This window comes from Deinococcus psychrotolerans (assembly GCF_003860465.1).
In the GTDB taxonomy this organism is placed as follows: Bacteria; Deinococcota; Deinococci; order Deinococcales; family Deinococcaceae; genus Deinococcus; species Deinococcus psychrotolerans.
The window spans coordinates 2,735,842-2,753,763 of record NZ_CP034183.1 but is presented as its reverse complement, the minus strand read 5'-3'; the positions used below and the strand labels follow the sequence as shown (position 1 = coordinate 2,753,763).

Annotated in this window: 16 protein-coding genes and 1 tRNA gene; 12 read left to right on the top strand and 5 right to left on the bottom strand. The window is 60.7% G+C overall.

Annotated elements, in window-relative coordinates:
* Window positions 1-98: 98 nt before the first annotated feature.
* Window positions 99-863 (bottom strand): hypothetical protein, encoded by a 765-nt coding sequence (locus tag EHF33_RS13580; RefSeq protein ID WP_124872572.1) that lies wholly within the window; start codon window positions 861-863, stop codon window positions 99-101.
* 233 nt (window positions 864-1,096) lie between these two features.
* Between EHF33_RS13580 and EHF33_RS13575 the strand changes: the two genes are divergently transcribed.
* From EHF33_RS13575 to EHF33_RS13565, 3 genes are all read left to right on the top strand, one after another.
* Window positions 1,097-2,569, top strand: a complete 1,473-nt coding sequence (locus EHF33_RS13575; RefSeq protein WP_164473483.1) for an alpha/beta fold hydrolase — start codon at window positions 1,097-1,099, stop codon at window positions 2,567-2,569.
* Between the two features lie 9 nt (window positions 2,570-2,578).
* The gene (locus EHF33_RS13570) at window positions 2,579-2,884 is read left to right on the top strand and encodes a hypothetical protein (RefSeq protein ID WP_124872568.1); all 306 of its coding nucleotides are present in this window, start codon (window positions 2,579-2,581) and stop codon (window positions 2,882-2,884) included.
* Window positions 2,885-2,966: 82 nt separating this feature from the next.
* A complete protein-coding gene (locus tag EHF33_RS13565; RefSeq protein ID WP_124872566.1) occupies window positions 2,967-3,773 on the top strand; it encodes a polyphosphate kinase 2 family protein in 807 nt (268 codons plus the stop codon).
* Window positions 3,774-3,806: 33 nt separating this feature from the next.
* Here EHF33_RS13565 and EHF33_RS13560 read toward each other — a convergent pair whose 3' ends face one another.
* Window positions 3,807-4,895 (bottom strand): phosphatidylglycerol lysyltransferase domain-containing protein, encoded by a 1,089-nt coding sequence (locus tag EHF33_RS13560; protein ID WP_124872564.1) that lies wholly within the window; start codon window positions 4,893-4,895, stop codon window positions 3,807-3,809.
* A 156-nt stretch (window positions 4,896-5,051) separates the two neighbouring features.
* Between EHF33_RS13560 and nagA the strand changes: the two genes are divergently transcribed.
* On the top strand, window positions 5,052-6,254 hold the full coding sequence (nagA, locus tag EHF33_RS13555) for an N-acetylglucosamine-6-phosphate deacetylase (RefSeq protein ID WP_420889947.1): 1,203 nt from the start codon (window positions 5,052-5,054) through the stop codon (window positions 6,252-6,254).
* Between the two features lie 57 nt (window positions 6,255-6,311).
* Window positions 6,312-7,352, top strand: coding sequence for an SIS domain-containing protein (locus tag EHF33_RS13550; protein ID WP_124872562.1), 1,041 nt, complete (start codon window positions 6,312-6,314; stop codon window positions 7,350-7,352).
* 145 nt (window positions 7,353-7,497) lie between these two features.
* Here EHF33_RS13550 and EHF33_RS13545 read toward each other — a convergent pair.
* A tRNA-Ala gene (locus tag EHF33_RS13545) sits at window positions 7,498-7,573 on the bottom strand.
* Window positions 7,574-7,989: 416 nt separating this feature from the next.
* Between EHF33_RS13545 and EHF33_RS13540 the strand changes: the two genes are divergently transcribed.
* From EHF33_RS13540 to guaB, 3 genes are all read left to right on the top strand, one after another.
* Entirely contained in the window at window positions 7,990-8,733 is a 744-nt protein-coding gene (locus tag EHF33_RS13540) for a TetR/AcrR family transcriptional regulator (RefSeq protein ID WP_164473482.1), read from the top strand.
* Between the two features lie 37 nt (window positions 8,734-8,770).
* Complete coding sequence (locus tag EHF33_RS13535) at window positions 8,771-9,196, top strand: hypothetical protein (protein ID WP_206431586.1); 426 nt, start codon at window positions 8,771-8,773, stop codon at window positions 9,194-9,196.
* A 135-nt stretch (window positions 9,197-9,331) separates the two neighbouring features.
* Complete coding sequence (guaB, locus tag EHF33_RS13530; protein WP_124872558.1) at window positions 9,332-10,795, top strand: IMP dehydrogenase; 1,464 nt, start codon at window positions 9,332-9,334, stop codon at window positions 10,793-10,795.
* A gap of 60 nt (window positions 10,796-10,855) precedes the next feature.
* On the opposite strand, the gene EHF33_RS13525 is transcribed toward guaB, so the two are convergent.
* Window positions 10,856-11,776: a LysM peptidoglycan-binding domain-containing protein gene (locus tag EHF33_RS13525; protein WP_124872556.1), complete on the bottom strand. Its 921-nt coding sequence runs from the start codon at window positions 11,774-11,776 to the stop codon at window positions 10,856-10,858.
* A 160-nt stretch (window positions 11,777-11,936) separates the two neighbouring features.
* Between EHF33_RS13525 and trhA the strand changes: the two genes are divergently transcribed.
* Window positions 11,937-12,593: a PAQR family membrane homeostasis protein TrhA gene (gene trhA / locus EHF33_RS13520; protein ID WP_124872554.1), complete on the top strand. Its 657-nt coding sequence runs from the start codon at window positions 11,937-11,939 to the stop codon at window positions 12,591-12,593.
* A 60-nt stretch (window positions 12,594-12,653) separates the two neighbouring features.
* Here the strand turns inward: trhA and EHF33_RS13515 are convergent, their stop codons facing one another.
* Window positions 12,654-13,268: a site-2 protease family protein gene (locus EHF33_RS13515; protein WP_124872552.1), complete on the bottom strand. Its 615-nt coding sequence runs from the start codon at window positions 13,266-13,268 to the stop codon at window positions 12,654-12,656.
* Window positions 13,269-13,533: 265 nt separating this feature from the next.
* On the opposite strand from EHF33_RS13515, the gene EHF33_RS13510 reads away from it, so the two are divergent.
* From EHF33_RS13510 to gnd, 3 genes are all read left to right on the top strand, one after another.
* The gene (locus EHF33_RS13510; RefSeq protein ID WP_124872550.1) at window positions 13,534-14,055 is read left to right on the top strand and encodes a MarR family winged helix-turn-helix transcriptional regulator; all 522 of its coding nucleotides are present in this window, start codon (window positions 13,534-13,536) and stop codon (window positions 14,053-14,055) included.
* On the top strand, window positions 14,052-15,974 hold the full coding sequence (locus EHF33_RS13505; RefSeq protein ID WP_124872548.1) for an MDR family MFS transporter: 1,923 nt from the start codon (window positions 14,052-14,054) through the stop codon (window positions 15,972-15,974). The genes EHF33_RS13510 and EHF33_RS13505 overlap by 4 nt, the downstream gene beginning before the upstream one ends.
* A gap of 166 nt (window positions 15,975-16,140) precedes the next feature.
* Complete coding sequence (gene gnd, locus EHF33_RS13500; RefSeq protein WP_124872546.1) at window positions 16,141-17,694, top strand: decarboxylating NADP(+)-dependent phosphogluconate dehydrogenase; 1,554 nt, start codon at window positions 16,141-16,143, stop codon at window positions 17,692-17,694.
* Window positions 17,695-17,922: the final 228 nt, after the last annotated feature.

Here is a 17,922-nt window from a genome sequence, read left to right as displayed (position 1 = left end):
CCACCGATCAGTTCAACTTCCAAAAAAACCGCTTTACGTGCGGTGTCATCGAAACAGGTCAGGTGCGATCTCTCTACCGCTCACCCCGTTTTAAGTGCTCATTTCTTGCACGTCAGATCCACTCGGAAGCTGGGGTCAGGCACAGTAAAGCCGACATTCTTCAAATCCGAGTCTATCTTTTTCAGGTTTTCCAACAAGAACTTTTGCGGCGGTTTGGCCAGCACGTCGGCGTCCGCCATTTTGGCTTCCGGGTACATGCGGAAGGTATAGAGAAAGCCTGCACCTTGAGGCAACTTGGCGTAGGTTTTATCTTGCCAGCCCTCGCGTGTATCTTTGGCCCAGCTGTCGCCATCCGAGAAGGCCAGATTCATGGCTCCGTTATAAACAATGCCAGTATCAGCCAGCCTAATCGTCTGAGCAGTACCGTTTCTGATCTCCACCGCAATACCCCAGCCGCTTCCATAGTTGTACCCAGCCTCGTCCTTAATAGGCATGACTTTGGTGACGCGCATCCGCCACACACCATTGAAGAGCCATTCATTGATGCAGCCCGACACACTGGCTTTCTGGTTGACGCCCCCCGAACCGTTGTTGGCGGCTGGCGTGCTGGTGCTGGGCGCAGTGGCCACCGCTTTGCCACCCGTCAAACTGGTGACGCCGCTGCCACTGCTGACCTGAACGCCGAGGCTGGGCAGAGCGCTCAGCGGCACGTAAACCTTGCCGCCTACCACCACAGTCTTTTCGTTCGACACCTTGCCGTTGAGAATCAGCGTCTGGGCCGAGGCCGCCGGCAAGGTGAGCAAAGCACTCAGGAGCAGGCGGCGGACAACACGACTCCGACTGGGCAGCGCAAGATTCGTCATGTTGGTGAGTGTAGAACTTTGGATGTCAAAAGTTTGTTAAATATTTTTTATCCGCTGCCAGAACTGCCCCTTACTCTGCCAACTGCCCGCCGAGCGGTAATGACTTGGCAGCTTCTTGAGACGGGGCCACTCAGCGTAGACGCATGGTCAACAAACTCTCCTTGGAATGGCTATAAATGAGCACTCCAGAATCCATGACACCTGCCCAACTTCCCGCTTGCTACAGTCCGAGCATGATTGTTCGCCTGATCACGACGAATTTGGCGCTGGCCCTGATCTCTTCAGCCTTGGCAGGCGGTGCGGGTGCGCCTCCCGGTAAGCCCACCTTCCGGGAAGTGCCGTGCAGCGCGGCGTTGCCTGCCGACCGCTGCGGGTATGTCAAGGTGCCGCTCGACCACGCTCAGCCACGCGGAAAACAGATCGAGCTGTTCGTGGCGGTGAGCCGGGCCAACGTGAGTGGGACAACGCTCAAAGCTGTTCCCGATCCACTGTTTTATCTGGAAGGTGGCCCGGGTGGTTCGAGCAGCGATTCGGTACCTGCCCTCGGTGCCGCTTTCAAAAACCGTGATGTGGTGGGCATCGACCAGCGCGGCGTGGGCCGCAGCCGCCCCACGCTGAATTGCCCGCAGCTCGACGCCCTGAGTAAGCGAGATGACCTCAAATCGGCTCAGGTTTCGCCGCTGTCTCTGGCCGGAGCGGTGAGCTGCGGCCAGAAACTCCGCGCTGATGGGGTAGCCCTTGAAAACTTCAACACCGCTCAAGCGGCTTTAGATATTGACTGGGTGCGGCGGGCACTGGGTTACGATCAGATCAATGTCTACGGCTTGTCCTACGGAACCCGGCTGGCCCAGGAACTGCTGCGCCGCGCCCCGGGCCATCTGCGGGCCGTCATCTTAGATAGCGTGATTCCGCCGACCCTTGACCTGATCGCCCAGACGCCGCTGGCGGTTCAAACCGCCTTCGAACGGGTGCTGAATGCGTGTGCGCTGGACGCGGACTGCAACACCAAATATCCCAACCTTGAAGCCACCTACCGCGCCGCTCTCAAGCAGCTTGACGCCAAGCCGCTGATGATCAAGATGAAAGGCGGCGGCGAGTTGGAAAGCTTTGCTCTGCAAGGTCTGATACTGAGTTCGATGTATTTTCCGCAGGGCCTCAGCGAAATCCCCAGTCTGATCGTGGCAGCCAAGAACGGCGACGCCGGAACCATCAAGGCATCGTTGGCCGTCAAACTTGCAGAGGACAGGGCCAAAAACGGCAGCTTAACGCGGGGAGCCTTTTACAGTAATGTATGCCGCGACGAGGTGGCTTACAGCTCGCCCGCCCAGTTGCGTGCAGGCCTCAATGCCGCGCCGGAATTTGCCAAAGCGCTGAGCCTGGCACCTGGACTCGCCAGCCCAGACCTCTTCACCATCTGCCAGAAGTGGAAGCTGACCGTGCCCGCCGCGTTGGAAAACGAAGCGGTCACTTCCAATGTGCCGATTTTGCTGCTGGCCGGCGAGTTCGACCCGGTGACGCCGCCCGAGTGGTTGCCCGCCGCTTCAGCCAAGTTCACGCGGTCATATTCGGTAGTGATCAGCGGCGCGGCGCACGGTTCCGGCCTGACCACAGCGTGCGGCTACGGCATCGTCACCCAGTTTCTGCAAAACCCTCAGCAAGCGCCCAACACTGCCTGCGCGGAGCTGAATAAAATTATCTTCCGCTAAACTTTTCCCATGACCAAAACGGGGGCCAAAGTCACCTTGCTCGTTCAGGGGGTGCTGATCGAAGGCGAACTGCTGGGCGGCGAGGAAGCGTTGCGGGTGGTGGAAGCTCTGCCGCAGCTCGGCGAAGTGATCGTGCTGAAAAATGTCAAGCTCATCAGCGGCGGCCTCAGCCGGAGCCTGGAGGTGATGTGCATTCCGCGTGCCAACATCGGCGGCTGCGGCATTCATGGGCGCGGCGGCGACACGCTGAGCACCCTGCGCGAGCTGGAAGAACTCGACGCCATGCGCCAACTCGGTTGGTCGGTCAGGGAGTAGCGTCAGTCAGAAGGCAGGGGAGCGCCTTCGCTTTTTCTTGCGGCTTGGTGCCATGCACCGCGTTCTTGGCCTAGCATCTGGCATGGATATTTCACGCTACCGGGTAGACGGCAAAAAACTCAAGCTCAGCGACTTGCCGACCGACGAAACCAAGAAACTGGACCGGGGCAAAATCGAGCAGGAAACAGCCGACATCGGCGCACAGCTCACCGGCCTGCAAGACCGCTTGTATGCCGAGAGCCAGCAAAGCCTCTTGGTGGTGCTGCAAGCGCGGGACGCAGGCGGCAAAGACGGCACCGTCAAGCATGTGTTTGAGCCGGTCAATCCGCAGGGCATCATCGTCACCAGTTTCAAGGTACCCAACGAAGAAGACCTCAAGCACGACTTTTTGTGGCGCATTCACCCGCACACGCCTTCCGCCGGCATGATCGCCGTGTTCAACCGCTCGCACTACGAAGACGTGTTGGTGACGCGGGTTCACAAGCTCATCGACGATAAAACCGCCCAGCAGCGCTTCGAGCATATCCGGCATTTTGAAGAACTGCTCATCAGCCGGGGCACCCGCATCCTCAAGCTGTACCTGCACATCAGCCCCGAAGAGCAGCGTCAGCGGCTACAGGCCCGTTTGGACGATCCCAGCAAGAACTGGAAATTTAACCCCGGCGACCTCAAAGAGCGGGCGCTGTGGGACGACTACACCGCCGCCTACGAGGACGCCCTGAGCGCCACGAGTACGGACGACGCGCCGTGGTACGTCATTCCCGCCGACCAGAAATGGTACCGCAACCGGGTCATCTCGCAACTGCTGCTCGAAACGCTCGAAGATATGAATCCGCAGTACCCGAAGTCGGAATTTGACTTGACGAATGTGGCGGTGGGCAAGCTCTAGAGCAGTCATTTATGAACGCGGGGCTAGGGCCGCTTATCCCAGAGTTCTCAGCCCGCCCGGCAAAGTGGCCCGCAGCAAGCCGAGCGCCGCGCTGGGCAGGGCTGATTTGCTGGGCAACAGCAGATATTCATTTTCCCAGAAGCTGGGCCGGAACTGGTTTTTGAATTGGCGCAGGCCGTCGAAGTTATACCAGCGCGACAGCAGCGGGCGGGCGGCGTAGAGCAGCGCTTCCAAGGTGGCGGAGGAAGCGGCCTGCGGTTCCGGGCGGCGCGGTAAGCACAGCGGCACAGCTCCCAGCGTGGCGAGGGACGCGCCACTTTCTGTGAGGTGAGCCAGCGCGTAAGCCGCCAGGGCCGCCGCCGCGCCGCTGGGCGTATTGGGGTGACGAATGAAGTCTTCCAGATACCAGCCGCCCCGCGCCGGCAGCGGACTGGCCGACAAGAAGACCACCGCTTGACCGCCAGCGTCCCGCGCCAGAAAGTAACGCTTGCCCGCCGACCACCCGAACGGATCGAGTTCAAACACCCAGCTCAGCAGTGTTCCGGCACGCCGGCTGGTTTGCCAACTGCCCATCAGAGCGGCGCACTCAGCGCGGAAAGCCGGCGTCGGTTCAGTTCCTTCTAAGGGAGCGATCTCCAACTGAATGCCCAGCCGCCGCGCCGCGTTGAGGTTGTCGCGCAGCATTTTGCCGCTGTTGCCCGCCGGCGACCAGCTTTGCAACTCCAGGTAAGGCGTGGCCCCAAGGCAGACCGCCGTGAACCCCAGCGGCGCAGCCACCGCCGCCAGCCGCGCCGTGACCGGCAGCAAAATCGCCACCTTGCCCAATCGCCGCGCCTGCCCCACGAATGCCCTCAGCAACTCCGCTTGCTCTGTGGGCGCACACAGCGGATCACCTGTACCGATCCAAACCCGCCCTGCGGCGTGATACGGCAAGCCGCCCGCAATTCCTGACTGCTCAAAGATTTCGGCGCTCAGCGCTCCCAGCGAGGAGGGGTTGTACCCAAACTGCTGATGCCATTGCCAGCGCACTTCGGCGTTGGGCGCGGTGTAGGCAGGACGCTTCTGAAGCGTCGGAGCGGGCGGAAGCACTTGAGACTGGGGTTGACGAAAGCGGGTCAGCATCAGCGAGCAGGTTAAGGTCGGCAGATAGGAGGAACTTCAAAGCGCCAACCCTCCAGCTCTTGCAGGATCTAAAATTTCTCTTCACTTCTGCCGATTTGACAAAAATAATTTTCAAGTCGTAGGCTAAGGCTCGCTCACTGTCTCTCTCCTCTCTCTTTGCCTTGCCTGCTGGAGGTCACCCATGAACCGCCCAACTCTCCCCTTCCCTCACCGTCCGGCCCCCAACGCATGACTCGGCTCAGCGGCTTGTTGGTGCAGCCCGGCGGCGTCCAGGCAGGGCGCGTCACCTTTGGCCGGCAGATTGAAACGCTTGAATTGAAAGGGAGCGAGCAGGTTCAGCCGCGCTACATCTTGGCGGGCTTTATCGACACCCACGTTCACGGCGGCGGCGGCGGCGACACCATGGACGGCACGGAAGGGATCAGCACGCTGGCCCGCTTTCACGCTCAGCACGGCACTACTTCGCTGCTGGCGACCACCATGACCAACCCGCTGCCCAAGGTGCTGGCCGCGCTCGAAGCAGTGCGCCAGACGATGGAACTCGGCATCCCCGGTGGCGCTGATCTCCTGGGGGCTCACCTCGAAGGCCCGTTCATCAGCCCCAATAAGCTGGGAGCGCAGCCACCGCAAACCCTACTGCCCACCCCCGATCTGGTGGCGCAGGTGCTGGCGAGCGGCGTCATCCGGGCTGTGACCCTTGCGCCAGAGTTGCCGGGCGCGGCAGAGGCGGCACTGGCTTTCGCGGCGGCGGGCGTGCGGGTAGGTGTGGGTCACACCACCGCCGACGCCGAAACGGTCATGGCTTTTCTGAGCGCGGTGCAGGCAGCAGGTGGGCGAACCGCCGCCACCCATTTATTTAACGCGATGGGCGGCATCGAAGGGCGCGTGCCGGGGCCAGCCGGAGCTTTAATCACCGATTCGCAGACTTGGCTGGAAATCATTCTGGACGGGGTTCACGTGCATCCCACCAGTTTTTTGCTGGCCCATGCTGCCGCCACCGAGCGGGTCATGCTGATCACCGACGCCATGCGGGCCGCCGGACTCGGTGACGGAGAAAGTGAACTCGGCGGGCAAACAGTCATCGTCAAAGATGGCAAAGCGGTGCTCAAAGACGGGCGCAGCATCGCGGGCAGCGTCTTGACCCTGGATGTGGCCCTCAAAAACGCGCTGGCAACGGGCCTGAGCTTGCCGCAGGTCAGCCGGATGCTCAGCGCCGCCCCCGCCGATTCACTCGGCCTGACCGACCGTGGCCGCTTGGCAGTGGGTCTGCGGGCCGATCTGGTGGTCATGAATGAGCGGTTTGAAGTAGAAGCAGTGTATGTAGGCGGCGAGCAGATAGCGTTGGCCCCCGCAAGCTAAACCCCTCCTTCCACACACGTCACAACCTGCACGCCAAGCGCCCTCAAAGGAGCCGTCATGTCACTCCAAACTGCACCCGACCCCCTGATGCTGCAAGAAGCCCGCCAAGCGCCGCAAGTCATTGAGCGCCAGCAACGCCAAAATGCTGAGGCGGTTCAGCACCTCGCCGCCGCCCTGCGCGAGCGCCGCCCGCCCTACGCCGTGACAGTGGCGCGGGGCAGTTCAGACCACGCCTGCACCGTGCTGAAATACGCCTTAGAAACGCAGCTCTCCTTGCCGGTGGCCTCGCTGGGGCCGAGCGTTCACACCTTATACGGCACCAAGCTGGACTTGCGCGGGGCGCTCCTGATTGCCGTTTCGCAGTCGGGGGCCAGCCCAGACGTGGTGGAGAATGTCAAAATGGCCCGCGCAGGCGGCGCGATGACGGTGGCGCTGGTCAATGTAGAGAGCAGCGAACTGGCCCACGAAGCGGAGTTTGTGTTGCCACTTTGCTGCGGCGAAGAAAAAGCAGTGGCCGCCACCAAGAGTTACCTCGCCAGCCTGACCGCTTTTTTGCCAGTCATCGCCGAATTGCACCCCGACCAGAGCCTCAAGAATACCCTGTCCCGCTTGCCCGAAGCGCTGACCCAAACCCTGAACCTCGAAGCAGAAGCCAGCGACCTCGCCGAGCGCTACCGTTTTGCCGACAATTTGCTGGTGCTGGCACGCGGCCTGCATTTTGGGGTGGCGCAAGAAGCGGCGCTCAAGCTCAAAGAAACCTGCGGCATTCACGCCGAGGCCTACAGCGCCGCCGAATTCAGCCACGGCCCCAAGAGACTCTTGGCCGAGGGGCTGCCGCTGCTCGGCTTTTCCTCCGCCGACGCGGCTCAGAGCGCCACTTTGGAGGCCTACGCCAGCTTGGTGGCCAGCGGAGCCGATCTGCGAACCATTGGGCCGTCTGCGGGCAGCGATCTCAGCACGCCGCAAACCGGCCACGCCCTGACCGATCCGGTGGCGAGTGCGCTGGCTTTTTACCTCTTCGCCGGACATCTGGCGCTGCACAAAGGCCTCAATCCCGACGCACCGCCGCTGCTGAGCAAGGTGACGAAGACGCGGTAAGCAGACAACAGCAACAGACCCTCTCTAAATTCAAAACAAGCGCCGACTGTCTGAGAGAGAGTCGGCGCTTATTTTGGTGAGCACCCAGCATGGGCTTATGCTTGGTTTGCTCCCCCTTCGGGGCGTGAGCTTAAGTTACTCTTGGTGGTGGAGCCAAGCAGGATCGAACTGCTGACCTCGTCATTGCGAACGACGCGCTCTCCCAGCTGAGCTATGGCCCCACGGCTGCCCAGTGTTGCTCAAGGCGAAAAAGAGCCTAGCACGGCCCTGGCAAGGGCGCAAGAGCGGGATGTCCGCTCAGGCTCTAGACCGTATGAGCCGTCAGTGGATATTGAGGGGTTGCCGCGCCGCTTAGAATCATGAAAAGCGAGATTTTCCGATAGCACCCAGCAAGTTTCAGCCAATAGGAGTTGACAATAGTGCAGTATCAGATTACTATTTGAACATGTTCAAAAGCAGTGATTCCACTCTAGATTCCGCCGCGCGAAGGTGGGACAGGGCTGGTTGCACGCCTGCACTGGGAGGATATATTGCAAATAGCCCGTCCATCCGCTCCTCAGTTTTCTTCCATTCACTCAGCCTGTGTGGCCTCTTGGCCCCGAATCCCTCCGGGAATTTTCATGACTATAATTTGAACATGTTCAAAGATCAAGCCCAGCTCCTTCCTCTATCCGAAGAAACCAAGGCCGAGCGCACACGGCGCAAGGTTTTTGAGACCGCGATGACCCTGTTTCGGGAGCGCGGCTTTGATGAAACCACCATGCGCGACATCAGCCGGGAAGCGGGCATGGCCCTGGGAACGGCCTACTACCACTTTCCCAGCAAGGAAGCGATCATCTCGGCGTACTACGAGTCCACTCAGAGCCGTCACCACGCCCACGTCACCGAGCATCTGCCGGGGCTCAGCACTTTGCAAGAGCGGCTGAAAATGGTCTTTTACAGCAAGCTCACAGACGTGCAGGGCGACCGCCGGATGCTGGGAGCCATCTTCCGCTACAACGGCGACCCCAAGCACCCGCTGAGCGTGCTGGGCGACGAGACGCGCGAGTTGCAGCGGCAATCGGTCGCCACCATCGCGCTGGCGCTGCGGGGCGAACGCCTGCCGCGTGAGGTCGCCGGACTGCTGCCGCTGGCGCTGTGGGCCTTGCAGATGGGCCTGCTCCTGTACCTTCTCTACGACAGCAGCGAGGGACAGCGCCGCACCTTCCGCTTGGTTGACCAGAGCCTGGCCCTGACCACGCAGCTGCTGGGCGTCGTTCGTAATCCACTTCTTCAGCCGCTGATCACGCCCATCCTCCGCCAGGTCAATCAGATGCTGGACGAAGCGCAGATCAGTTTGAAAGACCGTCCCTCCACTTCCCAACCGCTTTCCGAATCCTAGACACCCACTCGAAAACCAAAGCCCTAAGGAGTTCACCATGTTAGAAATCAGCAGCTATATCGCGTACCTGAGCATCAGTCTGGCCGTCACCGTCTGGGTGGGGCGCACGCTCTTCGGCAATGGGCGCATCTTCTTGCTGGACGCTTTTTCAGGCAACACTCAGATGGCCGATAGCGTCAACCAGCTTCTGCGGGTGGGGTTTTACCTGCTCAACTTCGGCTTTATCGCGCTGTTCCTGAACACCGGAAGTGTCCCCGCAACGGTGGGCGAGTTGGTCAAGCAGCTCAGCTGGCAGCTCGGGGTGGTGCTCTTAGTGCTCGGCGCGATTCACCTGTTCAATATGAAAAACATCGCGGGGATGCGGAGCCGCACCCTCCAGAAGCAGGCCCCGAAGTCCGAAGCTGGCGCAGTCGCCGCCGTTCCCTCCAACTGGCCCGGAGCACCCATTCAGTCTCAGCGCTGAACTAACGCTGAACTCTGGCGGAGGCGGCCTTCTTCCAGCGGTGGAGCAGGCCACTTTTGCTGCTTACCGCTCCAAGCTTCAGGGCGGCCCCTTCCATACAGGCTGAGATTTACCCCGAGGGTGTAAGCTTTTTCGATGGAAGACCGCTTCAATTACAAGTTTGGCCGCGAGGGCATCACCTTCGACGACGTTCTGCTGCTGCCCCGGCATTCGCTGGTGCTGCCCCGCGACGTGAGTGTGCAGACCCAGCTCACCCGCCGCATTCGCCTCAACATTCCCTTTTTGTCGGCGGCGATGGATACCGTCACCGAAACGGCAATGGCCATAGCGATGGCGCGCGAGGGCGGGATCGGCGTGATTCACAAAAATATGCCGATTGACGCGCAGGCCGAGATGGTTCGTAAAGTCAAGCGCAGCGAAAGCGGCATGATCGTCGACCCGATCACTTTACCGCCCACTGCGAGTGTCCGCGAGGCCGACCGGATGATGGGCGAATACAAGATCAGCGGCGTGCCGATCACCGACGCCGAAGGCAAGCTGCTGGGCATCATCACCAACCGCGACATGCGCTTTATCGACAATCTCGATCAGGAAATCGGCAACGTCATGACCCGCGAGAATCTGGTGACGGTGGCGGTGGGCACCGACCTCGAGGAAGCCCGCGAGCTGTTCAAGCGCAACCGCATCGAGAAGTTGCTGGTCACTGAGGGCGAGTATCTGCGCGGCCTGATTACCATCAAGGACATTGAGAAGACCGTCAAGTATCCTGTGGCAGCCAAAGATGATTTGGGCCGCCTGCGGGTCGCCGCCGCCATCGGGGTCAGCGCCGACCTGATGGACCGGGCCGCTGCGCTGGTGCAGGCCGGAGCCGACGTGCTGGTGCTCGACAGCGCCCACGGCCACTCACAAGGCATTCTCAGCGCCTTAGAGCAAATCAAAACCCGCTTTGACGTGGACGTAATCGCGGGCAATATTGCCACCAAAGAAGGCACCAAAGCCTTGATCAACGCCGGAGCGGACGCGGTGAAGGCTGGAATCGGGCCAGGGTCAATCTGCACCACCCGCATCGTCACGGGCGTGGGCGTACCGCAGATCACCGCCATTTTTGAAGCTGCCGAGGCGGCCCGCGAAGCAGGCATTCCGGTGATAGCCGACGGCGGCATCAAGCAGACCGGCGACGCGGCCAAAGCCATTGCCGCCGGGGCCAGCGCGGTGATGATGGGCAGTATGCTCGCCGGAACCGACGAAGCACCCGGCGAGGTGGTTCTGCGCGACGGCAGGCGCTACAAGAGCTACCGGGGCATGGGATCGCTGGGCGCGATGGATCAGGGCAGTTCGGATCGGTACTTTCAAGAAAAAGGCAGCAAGAAGTTCGTCCCCGAAGGCATCGAGGGGATCGTGGCCTACCGGGGCACGGCGGGCGAGGTGGTTTACCAGTTTGTCGGGGGCCTGAGAAGCAGCATGGGCTACTGCGGCGCGCCCGATCTGGAGAGTCTACGCCGGGACGCCCAGTTCGTGCGGATCAGCTCGGCTAGCTTGATCGAGAGCCACCCGCACGGCGTCACCATCACGCAAGAAGCGCCTAATTACAGCCAGTAATTACATCTGAAAGAAGGCGGGGCCGAGCGTGATTGATACTCGGCCCCGCCTTCTTTAGCTTCACAAAAAGGTCTTGACCTGCGCTTCGTAGCCCGCCGGATACACCGGGAACATCTGGCGGCCCTGGGTGTTCCAGAGGGCGTCGAAGTCGCGGTAGCTGAGATACGATACCGGCCCCACCATGCTGTCACTGACCCACATCACTCCGGCTTGATCGTCGTAGCCGCGCACCACCCGGAAGTGATTGATGTGACCGGGGCGGTCATACCACTGCAACACGATCACCGGAATGCCCAGCGCCAGCAGTTTCTTGACTTGCCGGAGGCTGCCGCCGCGAATGGTGCGGGTTCTCAGGCCGAATTTGGCGAGTTCCGGGGCAATCGCGCTGACCTGCATGTATTCGCCGCCCTGCCGAGTGGTCTGCTGAACGACGGCTTGACTGAGCCGCACTTTATAAAAGCCCAGCACCGCTGAGAGAGCGCTGGGGCCGCAGTTGTTGTAGGTCTGGAAGTCAAAGGCCAGCCCTCTCAGGTAAGTTCTGAGCGGCAAGGCGTCCCCAAACGAAGCAACATTGATGACCGGCGACCAGCCGACGAAACTGGCAACGGTGGCCGCCGGTTCATTTTTCCAGATGAGGGGGCCGCCGACAGGGCCAGAGACCTGCACTTTGGGCAAACCCGGCGGCAGGGCAGGCCGGGCCGGAATAGCGCTGGGTTTGATGGCTCCTTGGAGCGGCTGCGCTTTTTTCTGCGCCGCGCCGCCAGCAGGGAGCCGCAACTGCTGACCGACTTTGAGCGTGGAGCTGCTCAGGCCGTTGAGCTTGAGCAGAGTCGCTGCATCGACGCCTGCACGGCGGGAAAGTTGATAGAGGGTGTCGCCCGGCTGAACGGTATAACTGGCCGCTGAAGAACTGAGCGCCGAAGCAAAATCTCCCGCCAAGCACACGGCCAGAAGGGTGGTTGACAGAAGAGTGAGTTTCATCGCTATGGCATCATAAAAGCTTAATCTGCTTTTCGGATGAGGACGCAAAGCGCCCGAGCCGCTCAGGGACGGTATTTGAGAACTTTGTCACTTGAGTCGGGCCACTGAACCCACTACTGACAATTTGTCAATTGATGCCAAAAAAGAGTAGACTCACGGTATGAAAACAGCTTTCGCCGCCCTCTACTCCTCGCTGCGCGAACCGTGGAACAGCTTGACGCACTGGGCAGGCGCGGCCTTGGCCCTCGTGGCGCTGGCGGGCATGCTGGGATACGCCGCCGCCCACCAGCTCAGCCTCTGGCCGTTTGTGGTGTACGGCCTGAGCATGGTGTTTTTGTACACGGCCTCGGCGTCTTATCACTCATTCCGGGTCGGTGAACGCGCCCTGCTGCGCCTCAGAAAACTCGATCACAGCGCCATTTTTTTGCTGATCGCCGGAAGTTATACCCCGGTGGCTTACTTTGGCCTGAGCGGCATCTGGCAGAGCTTGGTGCTGTGGATCATCTGGGGCATAGCGCTGGCAGGCATTTTGCTCAAACTGCTGACCATGCGCCTGCCGAGGTGGATCAGCACCCTGCTGTACATTGTCATGGGCTGGACGGCCTTGGTTTTTTTGCCGCAGCTCGCCCGCAACCTCAGCGGCGCGGCTCTATTTTGGTTGGCGGCGGGCGGAGTGCTCTACAGCGTCGGCGCGGTCATCTACGGCACCAAGCGCTGGAACCCGCGCCCCGGTGTCTTCGGCTTTCATGAAATCTGGCACCTGTTCGTGCTGGGCGGCACCGGAGCGCATGTGGCGATGATGTTTACACTGCGCTGAACAAAGAGAAAGAGGGCAGACCCATTGTGCGGTCTGCCCTCTTCACTGCAACTTGAAACGCTAGACCCCTGCCAACCCAAACAGCCAGCCCTGCACCGTGCCGATGATGTTGCTCAGCGGCCCACGCGCCAGCAAAATAAAGCCCATCACGATCAGGAAAGCGTAGGGCAGCCTCTCGAACTCCATCAAGCTGCGGCCCAACGTATTGGGAAAAATGCCCGCCAAAATGCGCGAGCCGTCGAGCAGCGGAATGGGAATCAAGTTAAAGACCGCCAGCACGACGTTGATGCTGGCCACGATGCCCAAAATGGTGTCGCCCAGATTGGTTTCAGGCAAGACCTTGAGCAGCACAACGCACAACAGAGCGATCAGGATGTTGCTGATCGGCCCCGCCGCCGCTACCGCCACCATGCCCCAGCGTCCCAGGTTGTTGAAATTCACCGGCACCGGACGGGCAAAGCCGAAGCCCGCCACCAGCAGCAAAATGACGCCGAACGGATCGAGGTGCGCCAGCGGATTGAGCGTGACGCGGCCCATCCGCCGGGGTGTCGGGTCACCCAAGCGATCAGCCGTGTAAGCGTGGGCAAATTCGTGAGCCGTGAGCGATAACGTCAGCGCCAAAGCGATAATGACAAAAGCAGTAGGATTGGTGGTCAGAAACGAAAGAAGGCCCATACCGGCATTCTAGCGGCCCGCTGGGTGAGCATTGACCCGGTGGTGAGCCTTGAACAAATCAGCGCCGACGCCTCAAACTGCTGGCGGCTCAGCCCACTCGATGTAAGTGCTGGCTTTGGTTCAGATAATGCCGGAACACATAAGCCAAAATGCTTATAGGCTTATACCTTTCGGCTAGCCGCATCATGTAAGATAGGTGACTTTTTCTCTCGCCTAATAGTTTCATGATCTTAAGCGTGAATGTTTTTAGTGTGACGGCTACACCATGACCACCAATCTCGACCCGCCACGCTGCGCCGCCGACGCCGACTCGGACGACCCGACCGAACGGCTGCTGCGCTGTATGCAGAGGCTTCACCGCCTCGTCGCCGACCGCTTGATGGGACATTTGCAAGGCGAGCTGCAAGAAGAAGATGTCAGCCTCACCCAGATGACGGCCCTTTACAAAGTTCGGGCGTTCATGCCGCTGAGCGTTACCGCACTGGCCGAACACCTCCGTGTGAGCTTGCCCGCCACCAGCCAACTGATTCAGGAATTGGTGCGGCGCGGCTTGATGGAACGCAGTGAGAATCCCGACAACCGGCGTGAAAAGTTGCTGGCGCTGAGCAGCAAAGGCCAGCAATTTCTGAGCATGAAAGAACGCAGCTTAATGGGCACTTACAGCGAAGTTTTCGGACAAGTCGATTCGGTTGTTTTGATTCGCGCCGAGCAGGCCATCACCGCCCTCATTCAAGAAGCCCAAACCCTCCAAGCCCTCTCGCGCCCCGCCCTTCAGGAGAACCGATGACCCAGCCCGCTCCACCTACCCAAACGACCCGCTTAGAAGATCGCATCAATTACGCCGAAGTGCTGCCGCAGAGCACCAAAATCCTGATTTTGATCGGCACTTTGCTGGGGCTGTTTTTGGCAGCGCTCGACCAGACCATCGTCTCGACTTCACTGCCGCGCATCATCGCCGATCTCAACGGCCTCAACCTCTACTCGTGGGTCACGACGGCTTATCTGCTGGCCAGCACCGCAATGGTGCCGATCTACGGCAAACTCTCGGACATCTACGGACGCAAACCGGTTCTCTTGTTCGGTATCGTGGTCTTTTTGATCGGCTCGGCGCTGTGCGGCATGGCCGGTGAGCCCTGGTTCGGCAACCTCTTTGGCGGCGGCATGATGCAGCTGATCGTCTTCCGGGGGCTGCAAGGCTTCGGAGCGGCGGCACTGACCTCAGTGGCCTTTTCCATTATCGCCGACATTTTCGCGCCCGCCGAGCGTGCCAAGTATCAGGGCCTGTTTGGAGCCGTATTCGGTATCTCCAGCGTGATTGGCCCCCTCCTCGGCGGCTTCCTGACCGACAACATCTCCTGGCGCTGGGTCTTTTACGTCAACTTGCCCGTCGGTCTGATTGCCATTGCCTTTATTACCAGCAAAATGCCGATTCTGGCCAGTGGTCTTAAACCCAAAATCGATTACGTGGGCGCACTCTTGGTGCTAACTTTCTCAGTGCCGCTGCTGCTGGCGCTGACCTTCGGCGCGGAAGCCAATTACGGCTGGACCAATTCCACCGTGTTGGCGCTGTTCGCTGCTTCGGTCGTTTCACTGATCTTGTTCTTGTTCGTCGAGTCGCGCCATGAAAGCCCAATTCTACCGCTCTCGCTGTTCAAGAACCCGACGTTTGCTTGGGGCGTCACCGCCCGCTTCTTTCTGGGCGCGGCTTTCCTCGGCGCGATCTTGTTTCTGAGTCTCTACCTCGTCAACGTGCAGGGCGTGAGCGCGACCAAAGCCGGCACCGCCACCATTCCGCTGACCATGGGCCTGATCTTCGGCTCCATCGTCAGCGGCCAGATCGCCGCCCGGCTCGGCATCTACAAGCCGCTGATCTTGGTGGGCCTGGCCCTGATGGTCGGCGGCTTTTACCTGCTCTCCACCCTCACCGCCGACACGCCTTACTGGACCGTCATCGTGTTCATGGTGGTGCTGGGACTGGGCATCGGGCCGGCTTTGCCGCTGTACAACTTGGCGATTCAGAGTTCGGTGCAGCGCTGGGAAATCGGCGTGGCGACCTCCAGCGGCCAGTTCTTTCAGCAGATGGGCAGCACCATCGGCACTGCCGTTTTCGGCGCGGTACTGACCAGCACCTTAGCAACCCAGCTCCCGGCTCAACTCCGCGTCGCAGCGACGAACCAGAAACCGGCGATTGCCGCGCAACTCGAAACCGCCGCCGCGAGCGCCTCCAAAGCCAGCGCGTCTCAGGGAGGCGGCAGCGCCCCGACGCTGGACTCTATCAACGCCAAGATCAACGACGGCTTTGCCAAGACCTTCGGCAGCGTGCAGACCGCCGTGCAGAGCGGCAACCTGAGCGCCATTACCCAGAATCAACTGCTGCCCGAGGGCCTCAGAACCGGCTTGGCCCAGATTCCCCCGGCGGCCCTCCAAACTGAGCAAGGTAAGGCGCAGGCGCTGGCGCGAATCAAGGCGCAGCTCGATACCATTCAGGCCAGCACCCTGGCCGACGCCAAGACGACCTACAACCTGTCCAGCCGGGCTTTCAAGGTGGGCTTTGCCAACACCGTCAGCCGCATCTACCTGATCGCGATTTTCGTGGCGCTGCTGGCCTTCTTGACCACCCTGCCGATGCCCAACCTGCGGCTGCCCCGCAAAGGCGAGGGCCCGGGCGGAGAACAGCGTGGCGGACTGGCCTCGATGGAAGGCTAACCGACTTCACTTTCACGCTTGAGCAAAGGAGGCGGGCCGCTGGGCTGCGCCTCCTTTGTTGTAACCGGCTTCCCGCTTGAGCGCCTCATCCGCGCTGAGCCTATATTAAAAACAGCAAATCTGACCCGCCGCTCACCTTCCTTCCACCCTCAAAGGAGCTGCACCCATGACCAAACCAGATGACAACACCCCTACGCCTGTAGCCAGCGCCCACGCCGTTCGCTCCGAAGCAGTGAGCGGTAACCAACTTATTTATGCGCCCGTCGCGGAGGCCACAGCCGATATCGGCGTGATTGGGCTGGCAGTCATGGGCGAGAATCTCATTCTCAACATGGCCTCCAAAGGCTTTACGGTGGCGGCTTTTAACCGCACCACCAGCAAGGTGGACGACTTCGTGGTGGGCCGCGCCAAGGGCCTGAGCATTCTGGGCGCAGACGACCTCCCGACCTTCATCAGCTTGCTCAAAAAGCCGCGCAAAGTGATGCTGATGATCAAAGCTGGCCCCGCCGTGGACACTTTTATTGACATGATCACGCCCCTACTCGACGAAGGCGACATCATCATCGACGGCGGCAACACCCATTTTCCCGACACGGTGCGGCGCGAGAAAGCGCTGGCCGAAAAGAACATTTTGTTTGTTGGCGCGGGCGTGTCGGGCGGCGAGGAAGGGGCGCTGACCGGCCCCAGCATCATGCCGGGTGGCAACGCCAAGGCTTGGCCGGAGGTGGGGCCGATCTTCCAAAAAATTGCCGCGCAGGTCGGCGGCCAGCCCTGCTGCGATTGGGTGGGCGAAGGCGGCGCGGGGCACTTTGTCAAGATGGTACACAACGGCATCGAATACGCCGACATGCAGATGATTTCTGAAGCGTACAGCTTGCTCAGCGGCGCACTGGGCTTGTCGGCCCCCGAAATCGGCCAGATTTTTGACGAGTGGAACAAGGGTGAACTCGACAGTTACCTGATTGAAATTACCGCCGAAATTTTGCGGAAAGTGGATGACGAAACTGGTAAGCCGATGGTGGACGTGATTCTGGACACCGCCGGACAAAAAGGGACGGGCAAATGGACTTCGGTCACCGCGCTCGACGTGGGCGCACCGGCCAACACCATCGCCGAGGCAGTGTTCGCCCGCATCCTGAGTGCGCTTAAAGACCAGCGGGTGGCCGCCAGCAAAGTGCTGCGCGGCCCCGACGCGGTGGACGCCCCCGACAAAGACATCTTCGTGGAGCAAGTCCGGCAAGCCCTCTACGCTTCCAAAATCTGCTCGTATGCACAGGGCTTTCAGATGATGGAGTTGGCGGCTGCCGAGTACGGCTGGAAGCTGAACTTCGGCAGCGTCGCGCAGATGTGGCGCGGCGGCTGCATCATCCGCGCCGCCTTTTTGGACAAGATCAAAGCCGCCTTCGACCAAAACGGCGAACTGCCCAACTTGCTGCTCGACAGCTATTTCACCGACGCGGTGGGAAGTGCTCAGGGAGCGTGGCGGCAAGTGGTGGCGGCCGCCGCCCTGCGCGGAGTATGGGCCCCGGCCTTTTCCAGCGCTCTGGCTTACTATGACGGCTACCGCAGCGAGCGCCTCAGCGCCAACATTTTGCAGGCCCAGCGCGATTACTTTGGGGCGCACACCTATGAGCGGGTGGACAAGCCGCGCGGCGAGTTCTTCCACACCAATTGGACGGGGCGTGGCGGGAGTACGTCGAGCAGTACATATAACGCTTGAGTTGGAAGGCGTTTTGGGCTTTGGCTTTTGGGCTAATGCGTCGTCTTCCCCACCCCCCAGCCCCCGCCCCAGTGGGGCGAGGGAGCTAGTCGCTGCGCTCGGCACTGTGTCTGCGCAGCGTTTCTATTGCCTCCTTCCTCCGGCGTTCTCCACGGCTGAGCCTTCGGTAGCGTTCTGGCCGCTGCGTTTAAGACTGGGCCAGTTTGAGAAATGGGAAGGCGAAGGTTG